Annotated in this window: 19 protein-coding genes; 10 read left to right on the top strand and 9 right to left on the bottom strand. The window is 32.6% G+C overall.

Translation table 11 applies throughout. From position 1 onward, the window contains the following. Positions 1 to 73: 73 nt before the first annotated feature. The 3 genes from NNH57_RS25760 to NNH57_RS25750 are packed head-to-tail and all read left to right on the top strand — an operon-like array spanning position 74 to position 3,653. On the top strand, positions 74 to 259 hold the full coding sequence (locus NNH57_RS25760; RefSeq protein ID WP_074405920.1) for a TIGR04149 family rSAM-modified RiPP: 186 nt from the start codon (positions 74 to 76) through the stop codon (positions 257 to 259). 13 nt (positions 260 to 272) lie between these two features. Beyond that, entirely contained in the window at positions 273 to 1,520 is a 1,248-nt protein-coding gene (locus tag NNH57_RS25755) for an HlyD family secretion protein (RefSeq protein WP_108807423.1), read from the top strand. A 3-nt stretch (positions 1,521 to 1,523) separates the two neighbouring features. Further along, a complete protein-coding gene (locus NNH57_RS25750; RefSeq protein WP_108807424.1) occupies positions 1,524 to 3,653 on the top strand; it encodes a peptidase domain-containing ABC transporter in 2,130 nt (709 codons plus the stop codon). A gap of 81 nt (positions 3,654 to 3,734) precedes the next feature. Here NNH57_RS25750 and NNH57_RS25745 read toward each other — a convergent pair whose 3' ends face one another. From NNH57_RS25745 to NNH57_RS25735, 3 genes are all read right to left on the bottom strand, one after another. After that, positions 3,735 to 3,926 carry a hypothetical protein gene (locus NNH57_RS25745; protein WP_025668011.1) on the bottom strand — a complete coding sequence of 64 codons (192 nt, stop codon included), beginning with the start codon at positions 3,924 to 3,926 and terminating at the stop codon, positions 3,735 to 3,737. 85 nt (positions 3,927 to 4,011) lie between these two features. Further along, a complete protein-coding gene (locus NNH57_RS25740) occupies positions 4,012 to 4,203 on the bottom strand; it encodes a hypothetical protein (RefSeq protein WP_074405923.1) in 192 nt (63 codons plus the stop codon). Between the two features lie 128 nt (positions 4,204 to 4,331). Further along, complete coding sequence (locus NNH57_RS25735) at positions 4,332 to 6,065, bottom strand: helix-turn-helix domain-containing protein (RefSeq protein ID WP_159099163.1); 1,734 nt, start codon at positions 6,063 to 6,065, stop codon at positions 4,332 to 4,334. Positions 6,066 to 6,182: 117 nt separating this feature from the next. On the opposite strand from NNH57_RS25735, the gene NNH57_RS25730 reads away from it, so the two are divergent. Further along, on the top strand, positions 6,183 to 7,226 hold the full coding sequence (locus tag NNH57_RS25730) for a threonine aldolase family protein (RefSeq protein ID WP_108807425.1): 1,044 nt from the start codon (positions 6,183 to 6,185) through the stop codon (positions 7,224 to 7,226). A gap of 31 nt (positions 7,227 to 7,257) precedes the next feature. Here the strand turns inward: NNH57_RS25730 and NNH57_RS25725 are convergent, their stop codons facing one another. After that, positions 7,258 to 7,578 carry a YegP family protein gene (locus NNH57_RS25725; RefSeq protein ID WP_074405926.1) on the bottom strand — a complete coding sequence of 107 codons (321 nt, stop codon included), beginning with the start codon at positions 7,576 to 7,578 and terminating at the stop codon, positions 7,258 to 7,260. A 124-nt stretch (positions 7,579 to 7,702) separates the two neighbouring features. After that, positions 7,703 to 8,026 carry a YbaB/EbfC family nucleoid-associated protein gene (locus NNH57_RS25720; protein WP_074405927.1) on the bottom strand — a complete coding sequence of 108 codons (324 nt, stop codon included), beginning with the start codon at positions 8,024 to 8,026 and terminating at the stop codon, positions 7,703 to 7,705. A gap of 136 nt (positions 8,027 to 8,162) precedes the next feature. On the opposite strand from NNH57_RS25720, the gene NNH57_RS25715 reads away from it, so the two are divergent. The 3 genes from NNH57_RS25715 to NNH57_RS25705 all read left to right on the top strand — a co-directional run bounded on the left by NNH57_RS25715 (position 8,163) and on the right by NNH57_RS25705 (position 12,890). Further along, positions 8,163 to 10,232 carry a S9 family peptidase gene (locus tag NNH57_RS25715; protein ID WP_082994721.1) on the top strand — a complete coding sequence of 690 codons (2,070 nt, stop codon included), beginning with the start codon at positions 8,163 to 8,165 and terminating at the stop codon, positions 10,230 to 10,232. Between the two features lie 86 nt (positions 10,233 to 10,318). Continuing rightward, the gene (locus NNH57_RS25710) at positions 10,319 to 11,359 is read left to right on the top strand and encodes a PLP-dependent cysteine synthase family protein (protein WP_074405928.1); all 1,041 of its coding nucleotides are present in this window, start codon (positions 10,319 to 10,321) and stop codon (positions 11,357 to 11,359) included. Positions 11,360 to 11,630: 271 nt separating this feature from the next. Continuing rightward, on the top strand, positions 11,631 to 12,890 hold the full coding sequence (locus tag NNH57_RS25705) for an aminotransferase class I/II-fold pyridoxal phosphate-dependent enzyme (RefSeq protein ID WP_074405929.1): 1,260 nt from the start codon (positions 11,631 to 11,633) through the stop codon (positions 12,888 to 12,890). Between the two features lie 127 nt (positions 12,891 to 13,017). Here NNH57_RS25705 and NNH57_RS25700 read toward each other — a convergent pair whose 3' ends face one another. From NNH57_RS25700 to NNH57_RS25690, 3 genes are all read right to left on the bottom strand, one after another. Next, positions 13,018 to 13,164 carry a hypothetical protein gene (locus NNH57_RS25700; RefSeq protein WP_159099164.1) on the bottom strand — a complete coding sequence of 49 codons (147 nt, stop codon included), beginning with the start codon at positions 13,162 to 13,164 and terminating at the stop codon, positions 13,018 to 13,020. 539 nt (positions 13,165 to 13,703) lie between these two features. After that, complete coding sequence (locus tag NNH57_RS25695) at positions 13,704 to 14,822, bottom strand: GNAT family N-acetyltransferase (RefSeq protein ID WP_074405930.1); 1,119 nt, start codon at positions 14,820 to 14,822, stop codon at positions 13,704 to 13,706. Positions 14,823 to 14,960: 138 nt separating this feature from the next. Beyond that, positions 14,961 to 16,676 (bottom strand): transporter, encoded by a 1,716-nt coding sequence (locus NNH57_RS25690; protein ID WP_234423327.1) that lies wholly within the window; start codon positions 16,674 to 16,676, stop codon positions 14,961 to 14,963. Positions 16,677 to 16,737: 61 nt separating this feature from the next. Here NNH57_RS25690 and NNH57_RS25685 point away from each other — a divergent pair, with 61 nt between their 5' ends. Genes NNH57_RS25685 through NNH57_RS25675 form a run of 3 tightly spaced genes read left to right on the top strand, consistent with a single transcriptional unit; the run spans position 16,738 to position 20,782 of the window. Then, positions 16,738 to 17,007, top strand: coding sequence for a DUF4834 family protein (locus NNH57_RS25685; protein WP_074405931.1), 270 nt, complete (start codon positions 16,738 to 16,740; stop codon positions 17,005 to 17,007). Positions 17,008 to 17,039: 32 nt separating this feature from the next. Continuing rightward, positions 17,040 to 19,481, top strand: coding sequence for a YfhO family protein (locus NNH57_RS25680; protein ID WP_108807426.1), 2,442 nt, complete (start codon positions 17,040 to 17,042; stop codon positions 19,479 to 19,481). A gap of 8 nt (positions 19,482 to 19,489) precedes the next feature. Next, positions 19,490 to 20,782, top strand: a complete 1,293-nt coding sequence (locus NNH57_RS25675; RefSeq protein WP_328515235.1) for a glycosyltransferase family 4 protein — start codon at positions 19,490 to 19,492, stop codon at positions 20,780 to 20,782. A gap of 53 nt (positions 20,783 to 20,835) precedes the next feature. Here the strand turns inward: NNH57_RS25675 and NNH57_RS25670 are convergent, their stop codons facing one another. Continuing rightward, positions 20,836 to 21,453 (bottom strand): response regulator transcription factor, encoded by a 618-nt coding sequence (locus NNH57_RS25670; protein WP_074405934.1) that lies wholly within the window; start codon positions 21,451 to 21,453, stop codon positions 20,836 to 20,838. Between the last annotated feature and the right edge of the window lie 3 nt (positions 21,454 to 21,456).

The raw sequence follows: 21,456 nt of genomic DNA, 5'->3' as shown, positions 1-21,456 counted from the left end.
ATATAATTGGGCCTGTATGTAATCTTTTGTTGAGACGATTTAAAGAAATTAACAATATAAAATTAATGATATCATGAAAAACAATAAAATTAAAAAACTGAACCTTAATAAGTGCACCATATCAAACCTTGAAATGAATACGATAAAAGGAGGAGTAGTAGATTCTTGTACTCCGACCTGTCATATTAGTTTTCCTACAAATCCAACAAGGCAATCTAATAATTTTGAATGTGAAAATTTTACACAAAGAATTCACTAAATAAATAAAGCTTATGAGTTCCCCGCTATTTCGTAAAGAAGCCATAAAAAATAATACCCAACGTTTATTGGGAGATGTTTTATTAATACGACCTATATCATTTTGGATATTTACAGGTATACTGGTTTTTGTAGTTACGATGGTGGGGCTTTTTTTAGCGTTCGGAACCTTTGCCCGCCGTGAGATGGTAACGGGGTATTTGGTGCCCGACAAAGGTTTAGTGCGAGTGTATGCTCCATTTAACGGAGTTATTGATAAAAAACATAGTACAGATGGTCAAAAAATTAGTAAAGGCCAAAACCTACTCGAAGTTACTACAGAACGAGGTACAAAAGATAGTATTAGTATCAATCAACAATTAATTACCCGACTAGAGCAGCAAAAAATAAACCTCGAACAACGAATTATTGATGAAACACAAGTTTTGGATAGCGAAGGTAGCCGATTATCCACCATTCTTATAAATCATAAGAATGAATATTATCAGATCAATCAACAATTACAAAGCCAGAAAGAACAAGTACTATTGGCAAAAAACCAATGGAATACCTACAAACAACTAAGAGCGAAAGGGCTAGTTTCTGAAGATAACCTTAGTAGTAAAAGAAGTGTATATTTTAGTGCTAAGGCATCTTTTAATGCTACCAAAAGATTACAAATCAATAAGAAAACAGAAATAGCCAATATACGAAAACAGCAGGAGCAATCTCCTTTGCGAAAAAGTACACGATTAAAAGAATTGCAAAACCAGCTGGCACAAAAAGAAGAACGTCTTATAGAACTAAATAATAGTCATTCTTATATGATTAAAGCCCCGGTAAATGGTCGCATTACTTCAACACAAGTTAATATTGGGCAAAATGTGTCTTCTGCTGTACCTATACTAACCATCATACCAGAGAATACAACATTGTATGCCGAGTTGTTTTTGCCTTCTAGAGCTATAGGTTTTATAAAAAAGAATCAACAGGTATTGTTACGGTATGATGCTTTTCCATATCAGCGATATGGATTGTATCAAGGCAAAATTGTACAAATAGCAGAAGCAGTTATTAACCCAAATGAGGTAGCTATACCTATTCCTATGCAAGAACCTGTATATCGCATAAAAGTTGCTCTAGATGTACAAACTATTAATGCATATGGTAAAAGAATGCCATTGCAATCAGGAATGTCTGTAGCCGCAGATATTATTTTGGAAGAACGCAGCCTGGGGCAATGGTTGTTAGAACCTATTTATAGTCTAAAAGGAAAATTATAGTATATGCAAAATCCAATTCATTTACTTCATTACGGCTGGGGAAAAAGAGTCCCCGTCATCATACAAACAGAGGTAGCAGAATGCGGGTTGGCTTCTATGGCTATGGTTGCTAATTACTATGGACATAAATTGGATCTAAACTCGTTGCGACGTAAATATTCTATATCTTCTAAAGGAGCAACGCTACAAGGGCTTATAAAATTAGCAGATAATCTTCAGTTTAGCTCCAGACCGCTACGCCTTGAATTAGAAGAGCTTTCGCAACTAAAAACTCCGTGTATTTTACACTGGAATTTAAATCATTTTGTTGTACTCACATCAGTAAAGGGAAATAAAATCACTATCCATGATCCAGCCGTTGGAAAAAGAATAATGAAGCTGTCAGAAGTTTCGAAGCATTTTACAGGAGTAGCATTAGAACTGACACCTACACCTGATTTTAAGCCAGAAAAAATTTCAAAAAGAGCAAAACTATCTGATTTCTGGAGTAGAATTACAGGTTTAAAGAGGGTATTGACACAAATTCTGGTATTGTCATTGTTACTACAGGTATTTGCTATAGCAACTCCATTTTATATGCAGTTAGTGGTCGATGATGTTATTATTAGCAGAGATTTGGATTTATTATTGATACTAGCATTAGGTTTTGGTCTTATGAAGCTGGTTAATTTGGCAGTAACTGCGTTACGCGGAGTCGTTATTTTGTATATGGGAACACAGCTCAATATCCAAATGGCAGCAAATCTGTTACGGCATTTGCTAAAATTGCCAATGGATTACTTTGAAAAAAGACATATTGGTGATATCATCTCCCGATTCGGATCTCTGGAAGATGTAAAACAACTATTAACTACTGGTCTTATTGAAACCGTTGTAGATGGTATAATGGCTATCGGGCTTCTGGTTATGATGTTTATATACAGCGCAACACTTGCTTTTATTGTTTTGGCAGCTGTAGCGATATATATAATAGTGCGATTAGCATTGTATCGCCCGTACAGGCAATTGAAAGAAGAGGCCATTGTAGCAGATGCCAAACAGAATTCTAATTTTATGGAAACCGTTAGAGGTATCCAGAGCGTTAAGCTATTTGGTAACGAGAGTCAACGACAAACTGTATGGCATAATTATTATGCCGATGCTATGAATACTGGTATACAAATTGGCAAATTGGATATTGGCTATAACTTTATTAATGGGTTTTTATTTGGACTCGAAAATATAATTGTGATTTATCTGGCTGCCTCACTGGTAATGGATAGCCTAATGACTATTGGAATGTTATATGCTTTTATGTCCTATAAAAGTCAGTTTACAGAAAAGGCTTCTGCTTTGGTTAATAAATTTATACAATTTAAAATGCTTTCCCTTCATATGGAACGCCTAGGAGATATTATCCTTACGAGGCAAGAAGAAGATATCGATAGCAAAAGGCAATTATCACAGGTAAAAGGCGAGCTAAATCTAGAGAATATTAGTTTTAGATATTCTGATAATGAACCGTATTTGTTTAAGAATCTTAATTTTAAAATAGAAGAGGGGAGTTCTATAGCAGTAGTGGGAGCATCTGGATGCGGAAAGACAACGTTAATGAAAGTAATGTTGGGATTACTAAAACCAGAAACAGGAACTATTCTTGTTGATGGATATGATATACGAAAAGTGGGGCTACGAACGTATAGAAATTTAATAGGTACGGTAATGCAAAATGACCAGCTGTTATCGGGTAGCATTGCAGATAATATTTGCTTCTTTGACCCTGATTTTGATCAGGAATGGATAGAACAATGCGCGCAGATGGCGGCTATACACCAAGATATCATGGCAATGCCAATGGGATATCATACTTTAATCGGTGATATGGGAAGTAGTCTGTCTGGAGGACAAAAACAAAGATTGCTACTCGCAAGAGCTTTATACAAAAAACCTAAAATATTGTTCCTCGATGAAGCTACCTCACATCTTGATGTAGGATTAGAGTCTGTAGTGAATACTACAATAAAGAAATTAAACATTACAAGAATAATTATTGCTCATAGACCCGATACCATTGCAATGGCAGATCGAGTAGTTGCATTACAAAACGGCCAGCTACTAGAAGCAAAAATACCAGATATTGCTGTAACGATTTGATGATATTGTTGTAAAAAAGAATACCATATCTGATCAGATATGGTATTATATGAGATTGTAAAGGGTGGTTTTTAAAATTGTTTATTTTCTATCCACATAAATAGTATCACAATCATTATTACGCTTACAAGATTGAGAGGCACAGCCGGCCTCATTTTGAGGTGTACTACCTCCTCCTGGAAATCCTCCATAAATTTTACTTAATCCATTAAGTTTAGAAATTTCAAGTTTTTTTAAAGTTAGTTTTTTTGTGTTGAGTGATTTTTTTTTCATGACTAATATGTTTTGTTGTTTTGTGAGTTGATCACGAATGTATGTAAAAACCGTTGTTAAAAATGGTTTTGAAACTATTCATCTTCTAATCAAATTGATAATAGATAGAAGAATCACATTTTCCATTATTTCCACAAGAGTCAGAGACACATCGAGCAGCTCCATTTTGCGGTACACTACCTCCTCCGCCTCCATAAATTTTATTTAACTCATTAAATTTAGAAATTTCAAATTTTTTTAAAGTTAGTTTTTTTGTGTTGAGTGATTTTTTTTTCATGACGTAATATGTTTTGTTGTTTTGTGAGTTGATCACGAATGTATGTAAAAACCGTTGTTTTTAAATGGAAAAATTATTCACATTACACGGAATTCTGGAATTTCGTGTTTTTAAGAAGCGTTAATAGCTTAAATAAATGGAGTTTCTTTATCATTTTTTACCTTTCTTAATTCTTTAATAAAATAAGAAGGTTTTATCTTTACCTGTTTGTAAAAGGCGTTAGAAAAAGTCTCAGCACTGTTATATCCAAATTCGCTAGCGATAGCTTTTATAGTAAACTTTTGTAGCATTACATTTTCCTGTAGTTCTTTTACAGCATAGGTGATTCGTAACTCATTTAGATAGCTGGTGAAACTTTTGTTTTTGTAATGATTAATGACTCGTGATAGATATTTAACATTGGTTTCTATATCATCAGCCAGAGATTGAGAACTTACTCCAATATTTAAAAAACCATAGTTTTTTTCAAACTCATCAAGCTTACTCAGTATATAAGTTATATGTTTTTCGGGTACTTTTAAATCCGAACTTTTAGTAGACTTAACTTCTTGGTTTGAATGAGGTGTATGCGTATTTGATTTAGAATCGATAATCAGCTGTTCGAACCTAATTTTATACAATCGTCTTTTTCGATACTGGTAGTAGATTAGTCCTCCAGAAATTAGTAAAAGTATTCCCGAAATTAATAATCCCGAAATGTAAGTATCATTATTTTTATTTAGTTTTTTTATGATTGCCTGTTGCTCCTCTATTAGCAAAGGAATATCATAGTCTTCTTTTACTTTTCTACTAATAAAAATTTGATCATTTAGATAATTATCTAATACAGTATTTAATTTATCTAAATATTTATTTTGGTTAGGTAGATCATTTATTTCTTTATAGTAATTTTTTAAGTACTCGTAGGTTTTAACATGTTTGTATTGTGGGATAGAATTTAACGTTTCTAATATAGAATCTGTTTTTTTAAAAAGTGGTATTGCTTTTTCTTTGTTACCATGGTCATAATATGATTTTCCTAAATAAAAATTACTATCAATGATATTAGAAATATCGTTATATTCTATCATTGTAGGTATAGCTTTATTTATACTGTCAATAGAGGCTGTGTATTTTTTTTGAGTATATTGGTTAATCCCTTCACATAAAATAAAATAGGCTTTCATTTTGTTTTGTTCAGTATTAGCCCCGTTTACAGCTTTGTTATATCCCAGGTTATTATAATATGATGCAGAATCGTATTTTTTAAGACCTATATACGTTTCTGCAATTACATGTAGAGTAAATAAATATCTATAGATATATTTGTCGTTATCTTTATAAAATTTTTCAGACTCTTTAAAAATAGCCAAAGCCTCCTCTTTTTCATTTAAATGCTCACTTTTAATAATGCCAATGTGATGTTTTATTCTATATAAAAGACGGGTATTGTTATTCAATTTTGCATACTTACGAGCCAGGTTAAGATTATTTAATGTCTTTTCAATATTTCTTTGTTGATGTAGAAAAAACTGTGCTTTCCTGTGATAAGCAAAGGCAGGGTAGTTTTTATTTTGTTTATTCTTAGTAATGGCAATAATACTATCTAAATAGGGTTGTTTTTTTTCTTCACTTTTATCCAGGCAATAAAGTCGAAAGGCTTGTGCTATTTTCAGAGTATCTAGGTTTTTCTTTGCTTTTTCTATATAAACCTTCAAAATCTTTTTTGCGTTTACAGAATCTACATTGCGATTTTCTAAAAAAAGATTTTGTAACTCTTTATAACTTTTTTGCTGTAGTGAATCTGAATAGTGTTGCGCCTTTAATGAGGTCGGGGTAAAAAGAAATTGCAGTAAAAAACAATATATAAAAAACCTATACATAATATTTTTTTGAAGGAACATTTATTTTAGAGCAATATGTTAGTGCTATTCGCAAAAATAGCATTATTTTTATTGGTCGAGTAGATTGCAATATAAATCATATAGTATAATAAAAAAATGAAAATAGATCTTAGAAGTGATACCATAACCAAACCTACTCCAGAAATGCTTACTGCAATGATGAATGCTGAGGTAGGGGATGATGTGTATAAAGAAGACCCTACAGTAAATGCATTAGAGGAAAAGGTAGCACAAATGTTTGGTAAAGATACTGCATTGTTTTTCCCTTCGGGGAGTATGGCAAACCAGGCTGCTATTAAATTGCATACACAACCAGGCGAGCAATTGATAGCTGATAAATTTGCTCATGTATATAATTATGAAGGAGGAGGAGTTTCTTTTAATAGTGGCGTATCATGCAAATTACTAGATGGCCATAGAGGAATGGTTACAGCAGAACAGGTAGAAGCAGCAATTAATCCACCAGATTTTTATCATAGTCCGTTAACAAGTTTGGTGTGCATAGAGAATACGACCAATAAAGGAGGTGGAGCATGTTATGATTTTGAAGAAATTAAAAAAATAAGACAAGTATGTGATCAGCATCATCTTGGATATCATTTGGATGGGGCACGATTATGGAATGCCCTAGTAGCCAAAAATGAAAGAGCTGCACAATACGGAGAAGTTTTTGATTCGATCTCTGTTTGTTTAAGCAAAGGTCTGGGAGCACCAATAGGATCTGTTTTAGTCGGTAGTAGTGATATTATGGAACATGCGATTCGTATCAGAAAAATATTAGGAGGAGGAATGCGCCAGTTAGGGTATTTGGCAGCTGCCGGATTATATGCTATAGAACATCATATCGATCGATTAGCAGAAGATCACAAAAGAGCCGAAGAAATTGGAGAAGTATTAGAAAAGCTACCTTTTGTAAAACAGGTCGAACCTATAGATACCAATATAGTTATATTTATTATAGATGGTAATGAAGAAGAGTTTATTGCAGAAATGGCATCAAAAAATGTTCATTTTTATGGAATGGGGCAAGGTAAATTAAGATTTGTAACACACTTGGAGTATACCCAAGAAAAACATGAATACTTTTTAGAACTACTAACTTCGGTTACTTTGGATAAAAATAAAACTGCTCATGTATAAATGAGCAGCTTTATTTATAAACACTTAAAAATTAAATTTCTTTAGTATCGGCACCCGATGCATTTTCTTTAACCGAATTGATGCCATTTTCCATTCCAGATTCAGAAGCATACATCTGACTACTACCTATTACCTGGCCATTACCTGCTTTTAGGTTAAAATAGAATTTACCATTTTTTGCTGTCTTACGCTCATATCTTCCATCTTCAGATGCATTTTTCTTAACCGATGCAATTCCGTTTTCTGCAGCAGATTTACTATTGTAAACCTCACTACTTAAGATAACTTGTCCGTTTTTAGCTTTTAAGGTAAAATGATAGCTAGACCCTTCCTTATTTTTGAGTTCAAACATATTGTCAGATTTTAGTTAATTTTTTAGCTTTTGTTAAAATTATAGAATTAAAAGGAGAAAGAAAAATATAAAAATAGCTAACTGCACTTTTTTAAAGTCCAATACCCTTTAATTAATGACAAGGCTATTTAAATAAATCCATCCCGGGGATATTTGGCATACCTTCTTTAGCAACGGCAGCCAATTCTGTTTCATTAACCTGTGTTGCTTTTGTGATAGCCTTATTTAAAGTTAAAATTAAATAATCCTCTAGCTGTTCCTTGTCTTCTAATAGTTGATCGGATATAGCAATTTTTTTGACTTCTCGATTTGCGGTGAGCGTAATTTTAAGTAAACCATCAGAACTTTCTTCATCTACCAAAACGGTATTTAATCTTTCTTTAGTTTTCTCTACTTTTTGCTGGGTTTCCTTTAATTTACCCATCATCCCCATCATATCTCCAAACATGTGTATGTGTTTTTAAAATTTATAAATACAAAATTAGTACTTTGGCTGTTAATAAACTAACAAGATTATTATGAAAACTTCATTCATTATATTCTTATTATCTCTTATTTTTGCAACTTCTTGTAAATAAAATACCATGACGACATTGGATTCTAAAGTTCAACCTCCTATAGCAGCTAAAAAACCAACAAATCTAGAAAAACATGATGATGTTCGTGTTGATAACTATTTTTGGTTAAATGATCGAGAAAATCAGGAGGTACTTGATTATTTAGAACGAGAGAATGCTTATAATGATAAGATGACTGCTCATACAAAGAAGTTTCAGGAAAACCTTTTTGAAGAAATGAAAAGTCGTATCAAAGAGGATGATTCTTCAGTTCCGTATAAATTAAATGGGTATTGGTATTTAACTCGTTTCGAAAAAGGAAAAGATTATCCTATATATTCCAGAAAAAAAGAAAGCCTTGATGCAGAAGAAGAAATTCTTTTTGATTGTAACAAAGAAGCCGAAGGATATAGTTATTATAGATTATCCGGACTTAGTATTAGCCCTGATAATAAGTTAGCTGCATTTGGTGTAGATACCGTAAGCAGACGTAAATATACCATACGAATAAAAAACCTTGAAACAGGTGAAATATATCCAGAGATTATAGAAACTACAACTGGCGGTAGTACCTGGGCTACAGATAGTAAAACCTTATTTTATACCAAAAAAGATAATGAAACATTACGGTCTAATAAGATTTATAGGCATGTTCTGGGAACTTCAATATCAGATGATGTAGAGATTTTTAATGAAACAGATGATACCTTTTCTACATTTGTATATAAAACCAAATCTAAAAAATACCTTGTAATAGGGTCAAGTAGTACGCTAACTTCAGAATATAGAATTTTAAGATCCGATGACCCTACAGGAGAATTTAAAGTTTTTCAGCCAAGAATAAGAGGAGTAGAATATGGGATAGCACATTATGAAGATCATTTCTATGTGTTAACCAATGCAGACGAAGCTACTAATTTTAAGCTGATGAAGGTATCTGAGGATAATACTGCCAAAGAGAACTGGAAAGATGTCATACCACATCGAAAAGATGTTTTACTAGAAGATGTAGAGATTTTTAAAGAGTATTTAGTTATTAGTGAGCGTAATAATGGTTTAAATAAGATTAATATCAAAAGATGGGACGGTACTGCTGATTATTACCTTCCTTTTGATAATGAAACCTATACCGCTTATGTAAGTACAAACCCTGATTTTGATACCAAAAGCCTAAGATACTCTTATAATTCTCTTACTACTCCTAATTCGGTAATTGATTTTGATATGGAATCTAAGGAGAAAAAAGTAAAAAAGGAACAAGAAGTCCTTGGTGGTAAATTTGATAAAAGTAATTATGTTTCAGAAAGAGTATGGGCAACCGCCGAGGATGGAACTAAAATTCCTATTTCTTTAATATATAAAAGAGGATTACAAAAGAATAGAAGTAACCCATTATTACAATATGGTTATGGTTCATATGGATCAACTATAGATCCTTATTTTTCTACGGCGAGATTAAGTTTGCTGGATAGAGGATTTATTTATGCCATTGCCCATATAAGAGGAAGCGAATATCTGGGACGATCCTGGTATGAAGATGGAAAACTTCTTAAAAAGAAAAATACGTTTACAGATTTTATTGATTGTTCAAAGTCTTTAATAGCACAAGGATATACTTCTACCAATCATTTATATGCTATGGGAGGTTCTGCAGGAGGATTATTGATGGGGGCGATAGTTAATATGGCGCCAGAATTATATAATGGAGTAGTAGCATCGGTACCTTTTGTAGATGTTGTAAGTACAATGCTTGATGATAGTATTCCTTTAACCACAGGAGAATACGATGAATGGGGTAATCCTAATGAAAAAGAATATTATACATATATGAAGTCATATTCTCCTTATGATAATGTTGTAGCTCAGAAATATCCTAATATGTTAGTAAATACAGGTTTGCATGATTCTCAGGTGCAATATTGGGAACCTGCAAAATGGGTAGCAAAATTAAGAGAGTTAAAGACAGATAAGAATTTATTGATATTACATACAAATATGGAAGCCGGGCATGGAGGAGCCTCAGGAAGATTTGAAGCACTTAAAGAAGTGGCAGAAGAATATGCCTTTTTATTAGATTTAGAAAGTATCAAAGAGTAATTAAAAAAAATAATGTAACTTCGTACCGTTTTTGTAACAGTTAGTGGACCCCCATTTTATCCCACAAATCTGTAAAACACAATTATATGAGAGAAGATATTAGGGCTTATAATAATGTTTTAGAGCTTATTGGCGATACCCCGCTTATAAAATTAAACAGAATTATGAACGATTTTCCGGGAAATTACTACGCAAAAGTAGAATCTTTTAACCCGGGACACTCCACCAAAGATAGAATTGCACTTTATATTATAGAAGAAGCAGAAAGAAAAGGTATTCTTAAACCTGGCGACACCATTATTGAAACAACAAGTGGTAATACAGGTTTTAGTTTAGCAATGGTTAGTGTGATCAAAGGTTATGATTGCATTCTTGCTGTTAGTTCTAAATCCTCTAAGGATAAAATTGCAATGCTTAAGAATATGGGAGCAAAGGTATATGTATGCCCGGCCCATGTAAGTGCTGATGATCCAAGATCGTATTATCAGGTGGCAAAAAGACTTCATGAAGAAATAAAAGGATCTGTATATATAAATCAATATTTTAACGAATTAAATATTGACGCTCATTATAATTCTACTGGACCAGAGATTTGGGAGCAAACCAATGGTAAGCTTACACATTTTATAGCATGTTGTGGAACCGGAGGAACTATCTCAGGTACTGCAAGATTTTTAAAAGAAAAAAATAGTAATGTACGTGTATTGGGAATCGATGCCTACGGATCGGTTATAAAAAAGTATCATGAAACCAGAGAATTTGATGAGGAAGAAATATATCCTTATAGAATTGAAGGTCTGGGTAAAAATTTAATCCCTACTGCAACAGATTTTGATGTTATTGATAAATTTGAAAAGGTTAGTGATGAAGATAGTGCACATACTGCTAGAGAATTAGTGAAAAAAGAAGGCCTGTTTTTAGGATACACAAGTGGAGCAGCTATACAAGGTGTGAAACAACTTGCAGAACAAGGTGAATTTGATGAAAATAGTAATGTTATTATTATTCTTCCCGATCATGGATCACGATATATGAGTAAAGTATTTAGTGATGATTGGATGACAGAACAAGGATTTTTTGATAGCAAGAATGAAATTGATGCAACAAAAGTGCAATTCATTAAATAAAATATATTTAAAATAGAATTATAAACATCCCGATATTTTGGGATGTTTTTTTTTGATATTATTTTCATAATATGGTTCCTATTTCCTCAATTGTTGATATCAGTTTTATTTATTAAATTACAAGAAATCATTAAAATACTTATGGTTCATTGTGTAGTAGATTTTGTAAAGTGTTAAAATAGCACTTTATAAAAGTGAAATTGAATATAATTATGTCATCAAATCAATTTTCCGTATTTTCGCACACTTATAAGAAACAATTTTTTGATAAATGAGAGATTTATTTGATAAGATTTATAAAGACAAAGGACCATTAGGAAAGTGGGCGGATCAGGCAGAAGGATATTTTGTTTTTCCTAAACTAGAAGGACCTATATCAAATAGAATGAGGTTTCAAGGGAGAGAAGTAATTACCTGGAGTATCAATGACTATTTGGGATTAGCAAATAAAGAAGAAGTTCGTAAGGTAGATGCAGAGGCAGCAGCAGCTTATGGATCTGCGTATCCAATGGGAGCTAGGATGATGAGTGGGCATACAGATCTTCATGAACAATTACAAGATGAATTAGCAGAGTTTGTCGATAAAGAAGCAGCATATTTATTAAATTTTGGATACCAGGGAATGGTTTCTACAATTGATGCACTGGTAAGTAAAGATGATATCATTGTATATGATGTAGATGCACATGCTTGTATTATTGATGGAGTACGATTACATCAAGGACAGCGATATACGTATCGACATAACAATATAGAAAGTATTGATAAAAACTTGATGAGAGCCACCAAAATGGCACAAAAGACTGGAGGAGGGATTTTACTGATTTCTGAAGGTGTTTTTGGAATGCGAGGAGAGCAAGGAAGACTAAAAGAAATTGTAGCTTTAAAAGAAAAGTATAACTTTAGATTGTTTGTTGATGATGCACACGGATTTGGTACATTAGGAGCAACAGGAGCAGGAACAGGTGAGGAGCAAGGTATTCAGGATCAAATCGATGTATACTTTGCTACGTTTGCTAAATCTATGGCGAGTACAGGAGCATTTATTGCTGCTGATCAAGAGATTATAGATTATTTAAAGTATAATTTACGTTCTCAAATGTTTGCAAAATCATTGCAGATGCAATTAGTAGTAGGAGCTCTTAAGCGTTTAGATATGCTTAGAACAATGCCCGAACTAAAAGCTAAACTATGGCAGAATGTAAATAATTTGCAGAATGGACTTAAAGAAAGAGGGTTTGACTTAGGAACTACGCAGAGTTGCGTAACACCAGTATATTTAAAAGGAAGTATTCCTGAAGCTATGGCTCTGGTAAAAGATCTTAGAGAGAATTATGGGATTTTCTGTTCTATTGTAGTATATCCAGTTATACCTAAAGGACTAATATTATTGAGGTTAATTCCTACAGCCTCTCATACCTTAGAGGATATAGAAGAAACACTTAATGCATTTTCTGCCATACGAGAACGATTAGAAAACGGAACTTATAAACGTATGTCTGCTGCTGTTGCTGCTGCAATGGGAGAATAAAAAGCTAACACCAATATTTCTTGAAATAGGGTAGGGAGTTGGTTTTACTACAAAATAAATAGAATTATAAAAAAGGCTACTAAAATTACTTTTTAGTAGCCTTTTGAGTATAAATACTCTAAGTATTTTAGCAATGACAAGTCACATTTAATGTTGGATCTTTGGTGATCTGCTCATCCATACGTACTCCACCAACAATTTTTCTAAGATTTAATTCTGTAACAGTTGACTTTTCAAGGGATAATTTTTTGAAACTTAATTTTTGTTTTTTCATAATAGTAATAATTTAAAGTAAATTAATATTTAATAGATTTTTCCCGAACCATTATAGACACTCAGGCATATGTCTTTGTGTTTACTGTTATTACATTGGATAACTGAGGTAAATGTAGAATTTGACTATAATGTTCTGTCCTGATTCTTTTAGTTTTCAAGAAATCAGGACAATATTTTGATTATAGAAAAATTTATAGATCAAACTGTGACCAAATCTGAATGTTTCGCTACTTGGGAAGTTGTTAAGGAGATAATCAATATCAATCATATAAGGAGGTACCATATTGATCAGTTATTAACTATATTTGAAAAACGGGTTCAACTTTAAAAAGTCAAACCCTTAATATTTTTGTTTTTAGATTGCATTATATCTATTTACTACAAGTAGAAATGTTGGTCTTACTAAAAATAGATGAAATCTACGAAGATGGTGTTAGCTATTCATTATTTAACTACGTATTAATAATCTTAAATATAAAATTAGGATTATAATAATCCTCCTTAACACAATTAATATATAGTTAAAAATAAAAGGGGTTAAATGCTTTTTCTAAACGTTCGCCTCATCTTATGTTGCTCATGTTCATAACCATTCCAAAGGGCCTGGATTGCTTTATTTTCTTCAAGCTCGGGATTAGTTTCGACAACTTCGATCCCATTACGAAGAAAAGCTTCATTCATTTCTTTAAAGATAAGTGCAGTAACTCCTTTATTTTGGTATTCTGGATCAACTCCTATAAGATAAAAAGCTGCTGTATCATTTCTACGTTGTGCTTTTAGGATATGTAAAAATCTTAGCGGGTATACTTTACCATTCATTTTTTTCAAAGCCTTAGAGAATGAAGGCATTACGATCGAAAATGCTATAAGTTTCCCTGTTTTATCAGCAATGCAGGTAATATATTCGGGATTTAGATAGGGTAAGTATTTTTTCTTATACATATCTATCTGGTACTGCTGTATAGGAACAAAAGTTTGTAAGCTACTATAGGTTTTGTTTAGTAGATCAAACATGTCATCTGCATACTGAAGTATTTCTTTACTTTTTTTGAATTTGAGAAGTTTAAGCTGATAGCGTTCTTTAATTACCTCAGCAAATTTTATTACCTTTTCTTTTGTCTTTTTCGGAACTCTTATTTTGTATTCTACCCATGTAGCAGCTGGTTCAAAATTAAGTTGCTCCATATGTTTTGAATAGTAAGGGTAATTATACCAGGTAATCATGGTATTTAACTCTTCGAATCCTTTAATTAGAATTCCTGCTTTATCCATATTCGAAAAACCTACCGGGCCTTCCATATATTCTAAACCATGTTGAGTTCCATATTCTGAAACTTTTTTTAATAACGCTTTAGTTACTTCAATGTCATCGATCACATCAAACCATCCAAAGCGTACTTTAGGTTTTTTTTGTTCGTTTACTTCAATCCAATTTATAATTGCAGCGATTCTTCCTACTATGGTATCGCCTTTGTAAGCCAAAAAATATTTTGCATCAGAGTTTCTAAAAACAGGATTCTTCTTTGGATTCATCACATCTACTTCTTCTTTGATAATAGAAGGGACATAGTATGGGGAATCTTTATATAATTCAAAAGGAAATTTAACAAACGTTGTTAAATCTCCTTTTGAAGTAATTTCTTTAATCGTAATCATATATCATCTCTAATTCATCACAAATATATAATCCTTTTATTAAATATTATGGTTGCATACAGATCATTTTAGTAATAATTGCATTAGATTCTTTATTTAGGTGCTTTAAAGAGTTTTATTCCTGCTTTTTATCACTAATTACTGATCTATTTTTTCTAATTCTTTATCAAGATCCGAATCATCGGTTTTATTATCCTTTTCTTCTTTGCTTTTGCGCTTTTGTTCTTCTTTTTTCCTTTTCTTTTCTTCTTTTTGACGCTTCTTTTCCTCTTTTCTTCTTCTCTTTTCTTCTGCTTTCTTAGTTTTTTCTTGTTCTTTTTGATACTTTTCGTATTCAGCATCTACATCTTCCTCTTCCTTTTTCTCTTCTTTTTTCTCTTCTTTTTTCTCTTCTTTTTCTTGATTATCAGAATCTAAGTCTTTTTCCATTTTTTCGAGTTCCTGAAGCTCTTTATCTATATCTTGTAGTTCTTGATCCACACCTTGTTCTTTCTCCATTTTATCCAATTCGGCATCGATATCATTGATCATTTTTTGCTTTTCTTTCTCGGCTTGGATTTCAGCCTTTTCAGCTTTTCTGGCTTCTTTTGCTTCACGTTTTAGACGTCTAGCTTCTTCTTTTCTAAATTTCTTATCTTCTTTTTTAGCTATTTTCTCGTTTTCAATACGTTCACGTTCCAGTCGTTCTTCAGTTCGTCTTTGATCAAGGTCGCTTTCGATTGCATCTCTGAAACCATCGTCTTCAAAATCATTAACAAAAGGAGTTTTTCTCAATTTAAGGCTATCATTTTCTATTTCTTCTCCTTCTTCAAGTTCATCCAACCCATCTTGTTCATCTTCTTCATTCTCTCCTTCATCCTCATTTTCTTCTTTCTCTCCTTCTTTAATGCCGCCTTCTAATCCTGGTTGCTCAATGATCTCGTCTTTGGTATGCCAATCAAATCGATAAGATGCCCCAAAACTAAAAGTAAAAATAGAAGGGGTGTCTTTAAAATTGAAAGCAATGTTTGCATCCAGCTGCAGATCTTTATTGTATAAATAGGCTCCTCCAAGTCTAAGAATATTATCACTATAAAAATCACTTTTTTGCCCTTGGTATTCTCCAAAAGCAGCCCATTTTTCATTTATTGTATGAGTAGAAGTAATAATCCAACCGATAATCGGATCATCTGTTGTTACTTTATCGACAATCAAATTAGTTACCAATACCCAGTTTCCATTCAAACTCGTAGTCCAGTTATTCTGGGTCATTAAAACAATCTTTGGACTAAAGGTATCATCATTAGGTGCAGTAAAAGGGTTGTCTTTTGATACAAAATTGGCTCCTACATAAGCAGAAACTGCAGGGATTAAGCTTTTCCACTTAAATCTGTAACGCTCTTTCCAGCTTTTTAATTCATCATAATTAGTAGAATCTTTTTTTGGCTTCTTATATGGATCATAAATCAAATATTTTGCACCAATCGTATTTACTTCAAAGTTACTTCTCTTTATTTTTTCTTCATTACCTCCAATGGTTTGTTTTACTCCATCTGCTCTAAAGGTACCATTTAGTCTAAGTTCTAATTGTTCGATTAATAAACCGTATCGCACAGAATAATCGAACTTAAAAACATTTGTCTTTGTATTAAGGAGTTTATGTTTTTCTTTTCCAAAGCCAAAACCACCTTCTAATTGTAAAACATTATTACCAACCGAGAAAGCACCCTGTGATGTACCAGGTCTATTGGTATTGATCTTCTCGGTATATTGTGCAGAAACCGTTAGGGTACATAGAAATGTGATAATTAATAACAGAATAGACTTAGGGTACATACTCAATAGATTTGGTTCAAATATAGCAGATTTTATCATTTTTTTAGGACTGTCTACATGTAATTGTATACAGAGTTCATTATTTTTGAAAAAAAATGTTATGCAGGAAGCATCGCTACAAGGGGTATTAAAGATAATTCTCATTATAATCTTAGTATATTATGGACTAAAGATAATAACGCGGTTATTTGGTCCTCTATTGCTTAGATATGTTACAAAGAAAGCTGGAGAGAAATTTAAACAGCAATTTGATCAATATCAACAACCCCGGCAGTCTACAGAAGGTGAGGTAACTATTGAAAAAAAAACTAAACAAAATTATTCTAATAAAGATGTAGGAGAATATATCGATTATGAGGAAATTGATTAATTTGGCTCTTTATTAGTAAACTCACACACATCATGTCTTTAATTAAAAGATTTTTACCTCATATTCTTGTCGTTTTAGGTTTTGTAATAGTTTCATTAGCTTATTTTAACCCAGTATTAAGTGGGAAAATGCTCTATCAAAATGATATAAAGCATTATGAGAGTATGGCTAAACAACAAAACGATTATCGAACTAATACCGGTAAAGAAACGTATTGGAATAATTCTGCTTATGGGGGAATGCCTACTTACCAGTTAGGAGCAAAATTTCCGCATGATTACATGGATAAATTGGATCGTTTGATTCGTTTTTTACCTAGACCAGCAGATTATCTTTTTCTTTACTTGCTTAGCTTTTATATTTTGATGCTTGTCATGCGCATCCCATGGAAAATTGCTATTTTGGGAGCGTTAGCTTTTGGGTTTTCGGCATATTTAATTATCATAATAGGAGTGGGGCATAATTCTAAAGCACATGCTATTGCTTACTTTCCGTTAGTTCTTTCGGGAATTATAATGGTTTTTCAGAAAAGATATGTTTGGGGGTTTTTATTAACAGCACTGGCAATGGGCTTAGAAATACAAGCCAACCATTATCAGATGACATATTATCTGGGGTTACTTACTCTGGTTATGGGAGTAGCTTATTTTATCGACGCTATACGAAAAAAAGAAATTCCACATTTTTTAAAATCTGTAGGTACATTGGTGCTAGCGGTGCTATTAGGGTTGGCGACAAATGCAACAACTTTATTATCTACATCAGAATATGTTGATACCAGTATTAGAGGTAAAAATTTATTGGCAGAAACTACAGCGACTTCTTCAGAAAAGAATGGATTGGATTATGAATATATTACAGAATACAGTTACGGTAAATTAGAATCACTAAACCTTTTTGTTCCTAAATTAATGGGATTAGGTAGAGCATCTGATTTGGGGATGGATTCTGCTTTTTATCAAAAATTGATTGAATTAGGACAGCCGAGAGAACAAGCTAATTATTATGCTAAAGTTACAGGCCTGTATTGGGGAGAACAACCTTTTGTAGAAGCTCCTCCATATTTAGGAATAACAGTAGTGTTTTTAGCCCTTTTAGGGTTGTTATTGGTTAAAGGAAGGCTTCGCTGGTGGCTACTGGCAGGAATGATATTATCTCTCGCTTTAAGTTGGGGTAAGAATTTAGAATTTCTAACAAGATTTTTTATAGATTATGTACCTTTTTATAATAAGTTCAGAGCAGTATCAAGTATTCAGGTCATTTTAGAGTTATTAATACCTATTGCTGCTGTTTTTGGGTTGCATCGATTCTTTAATGACAAAATATCTATTGAAGAAAGGCAAAAGAAATTTTTAATTTCATTAGGAGTTTTTGGAGGATTGTGTCTGATTTTTTGGCTGTTTGGAGGAAGTTTATTTAGTTTCAAATCATCTTCAGAAGTTCGACTAGGGATTGAACAACCTGCTATTTTTGATGCTATCAAAGAAGATCGAATTGCAATCATGAAAAGCGATAGTTTGCGTTCACTTCTGTTTATAATTCTAATGGGAGGTGTGCTTTGGCTTAGTTTAAAGAAAAAGTTTTCAGAAAATATTACCCTTATCGCACTAGGAGCACTAATTGTAATGGATTTGGTTACCGTAGATAGACGTAGTGTTGATAATGAGGGTTTTATCTCTAAGCGTGAATACAGAAACTATTTTCAACCAACTGCGGTGGATAAAGAAATTTTAAAAGACGAATCTTATTTTAGAGTATTAGATCAGGCAAGAGGTTTTAATAATTCACACACGAATTACTTCTTTAATTCTATTAATGGGTATACTGCAGTACGTCCCAGAAAAATGGAAGATATGTATTTCGGCCATATTGCCAAAGGTAATCTGGAAGTAATTAATATGCTTAATGTAAAATATGTAATTCAACAAAATAAAGAAGGACAGCTAGATGTTCAGCAAAACCCTTCAATTAATGGAGCAGCCTGGTTTGTAGAAGAACTAAAATTTGTAGACAATTATAAAAAAGAATTTGAATCATTAAATACTATAGATACCAAAAAGACGGCGGTTATTAGAAAAGATTATCAAGGAGATTTAGAAGGTTTTACACCTAAAAAGGATAGTATTTCTACAGTATCAATTTCTAAAACCCAACCTAATCATCTGGCATACAATGTTTATGCAGCTAATCCAGGTTTTATTGTCTTTTCTGAAACATATTATAAAGATGGTTGGAATGCATATATTGATGGAGAAACTACACCTATATACCCGGTAGATTATATGCTAAGAGGTCTAAAAGTACCAGCAGGAAAACATTCGGTAGAATTTAAATTCGAACCTCAGGTTGTTAAAACAGGAAGTACCATTACGCTTACAAGTTCTATTCTTTTTGTTTTACTGATACTTGGCGGATTGTATTTTCAATATAAGAAAACAGGGAGTTTGCTATCTTTAACCAAAGAAGATAAGTAAGATATATTGTGAAGGTCCTGATCATTACATATTATTGGCCACCTGCGGGAGGTCCTGGAGTACAGCGATGGCTTAAGTTTGTTAAGTACTTTAGAGATTTTGATATAGAACCAATAGTATATGTGCCCGAGAATCCTACATATCCTCTAGAAGATACTTCTTTATTGTTTGAAATCCCTGAAGGAATAGAAGTGTTAAAACAATCTATTTTCGAACCTTATCGTTTTGCTCAGGTATTTTCTAAAAAGGAGACCAAAACAATAAGTAAAGGGATTATTGCCGGTGCAGCAAAGCAATCTTTTATGCAGCGATTGCTATTGTATGTACGTGGTAATTTTTTTATTCCAGATGCCCGTAAATTCTGGGTGAAACCTTCGGTAAGATATTTAGAAAAGTATCTTTCAGAAAACAAAATTGACACTATAATTACTACCGGGCCACCCCATAGCGTACACTTAATAGGGAAGGAGTTGAAACAACAAACTGGCCTAAGGTGGTTTGCCGATTTTAGAGATCCATGGACTACCATAGGGTATCATGATAAACTGAAACTCACAAAACGATCTATGCAAAAGCATATATCTATGGAGAAAGAGGTATTGAGTACCGCAGATCATATTGTTGTTACTAGTTTTACTACACAAAAAGAATTTAAAGCCATTACCAATACTCCGGTTTCTGTAGTGACTAATGGTTATGACAGAGAATCGATTCCTGAAACGATTTTGGACACTAAATTTACCCTTTCACATATAGGATCTTTATTGTCTGGTAGAAATCCAGAGAATCTTTGGAAAGCCTTGTATGATTTAACTAAGGAAAACGAAGCATTTTCTGAAGCATTTCAATTACAATTGGTAGGAGCTGTTAGTGATGACGTATTGTCTTCAATTCGAGAGGCTGGGTTATCAGATTTTTTAGAATTGAAAGGATATGTCCCGCATATAGATGCTATTAAAATTCAAAGAAGTTCGCAAGTTTTACTATTGATCGAAATAGATAGTAAAGATACCCGATGTATTATACCGGGTAAATTATTTGAATACATGGTATCTAAAAGACCTATTATAGCGTTGGGGCCTGCAGGTGCAGATGTATCTAAACTTATTTTTGATACAAATTCAGGATGCTTTTTTGAATATCATGAATACGAAAAGATAAAAACACAAATACTCGAATATTTTGTTCAGTTTCAAAAAGGAACATTAGCATCTCATGTTATTGGTGTTGAAAAATATAGCAGGAGGGAGTTAACTAGATCAATATCTGGTTTATTAAAAGAAGTAATCATAAGAAAATAAAATTTAAGTTATCTAATGATAATTAATTGAGGTTTTTATTTTAGAAGGACAACCTAATTTCCATATTTTTTTATAATTTCTTCTCTACTATTCACTTGTAATTTTTCATAGATATTTCTGGTATGAGTTTTTATTGTATTTATGGATACATTAAGCTCATTACCAATTGAGGCGTAACTTTTTCCTTTTGATAAGAGTTGTAGAACATTATTCTCTCTATCAGATAAACTTTTCTCTTTCGGTAAGACAAAAGATTCTACAACTTTTCTGGCAATTAATGCACTCATCGGTGCTCCTCCATTATATGCTTCGGTTAATGCATTGATTAATTCTTCGGGCTCTGTGTTTTTGGTTAGATATCCAATAGCTCCTGCACACAGTGCATCAAAAATATACTTTGTGTCGTTGTATACCGTAATCATTATGGACAGAAGGTTTGGTTTGATGCTTTTTAATCTTTTAACTCCTTCAATTCCATTTATACCGGGAAGTCGTATATCAAGAAGAGCAATATCAGGATCATCACTTTTTATATTTAAAATAGCCGTTTCGCAATCTTCATATGTGCCTATAACTTTAAATATCTCGGCTTCATTAATGATGTCTTTGTAAGAATCTAATAAAGTGATATTGTCCTCAATGATTATTACTTTTATTTTAGAATCACTCATTTT

This window comes from Aquimarina spinulae (assembly GCF_943373825.1).
Taxonomy (GTDB): Bacteria; Bacteroidota; Bacteroidia; order Flavobacteriales; family Flavobacteriaceae; genus Aquimarina; species Aquimarina spinulae.
Note: the sequence above shows the minus strand (reverse complement) of the source record. Positions and strands in the feature narration are given on the sequence as shown.

Excerpts from the sequence above, each read along its gene's own strand:
- NNH57_RS25760 (WP_074405920.1), top strand. The coding sequence starts at position 74 with ATGAAAAACAATAAAATTAAAAAACTGAACCTTAATAAGTGCACCATA.
- NNH57_RS25720 (WP_074405927.1), bottom strand. The coding sequence starts at position 8,026 with ATGTTTGGAGATATGATGGGGATGATGGGTAAATTAAAGGAAACCCAG.
- NNH57_RS25745 (WP_025668011.1), bottom strand. The coding sequence starts at position 3,926 with ATGAAAAAAAAATCACTCAACACAAAAAAACTAACTTTAAAAAAACTT.
- NNH57_RS25730 (WP_108807425.1), top strand. The coding sequence starts at position 6,183 with ATGAAAATAGATCTTAGAAGTGATACCATAACCAAACCTACTCCAGAA.
- NNH57_RS25725 (WP_074405926.1), bottom strand. The coding sequence starts at position 7,578 with ATGTTTGAACTCAAAAATAAGGAAGGGTCTAGCTATCATTTTACCTTA.
- NNH57_RS25705 (WP_074405929.1), top strand. The coding sequence starts at position 11,631 with ATGAGAGATTTATTTGATAAGATTTATAAAGACAAAGGACCATTAGGA.
- NNH57_RS25690 (WP_234423327.1), bottom strand. The coding sequence starts at position 16,676 with ATGATAAAATCTGCTATATTTGAACCAAATCTATTGAGTATGTACCCT.
- NNH57_RS25700 (WP_159099164.1), bottom strand. The coding sequence starts at position 13,164 with ATGAAAAAACAAAAATTAAGTTTCAAAAAATTATCCCTTGAAAAGTCA.
- NNH57_RS25740 (WP_074405923.1), bottom strand. The coding sequence starts at position 4,203 with ATGAAAAAAAAATCACTCAACACAAAAAAACTAACTTTAAAAAAATTT.
- NNH57_RS25715 (WP_082994721.1), top strand. The coding sequence starts at position 8,163 with ATGACGACATTGGATTCTAAAGTTCAACCTCCTATAGCAGCTAAAAAA.
- NNH57_RS25755 (WP_108807423.1), top strand. The coding sequence starts at position 273 with ATGAGTTCCCCGCTATTTCGTAAAGAAGCCATAAAAAATAATACCCAA.
- NNH57_RS25735 (WP_159099163.1), bottom strand. The coding sequence starts at position 6,065 with ATGTATAGGTTTTTTATATATTGTTTTTTACTGCAATTTCTTTTTACC.
- NNH57_RS25710 (WP_074405928.1), top strand. The coding sequence starts at position 10,319 with ATGAGAGAAGATATTAGGGCTTATAATAATGTTTTAGAGCTTATTGGC.
- NNH57_RS25680 (WP_108807426.1), top strand. The coding sequence starts at position 17,040 with ATGTCTTTAATTAAAAGATTTTTACCTCATATTCTTGTCGTTTTAGGT.
- NNH57_RS25670 (WP_074405934.1), bottom strand. The coding sequence starts at position 21,453 with ATGAGTGATTCTAAAATAAAAGTAATAATCATTGAGGACAATATCACT.
- NNH57_RS25750 (WP_108807424.1), top strand. The coding sequence starts at position 1,524 with ATGCAAAATCCAATTCATTTACTTCATTACGGCTGGGGAAAAAGAGTC.
- NNH57_RS25685 (WP_074405931.1), top strand. The coding sequence starts at position 16,738 with ATGCAGGAAGCATCGCTACAAGGGGTATTAAAGATAATTCTCATTATA.
- NNH57_RS25695 (WP_074405930.1), bottom strand. The coding sequence starts at position 14,822 with ATGATTACGATTAAAGAAATTACTTCAAAAGGAGATTTAACAACGTTT.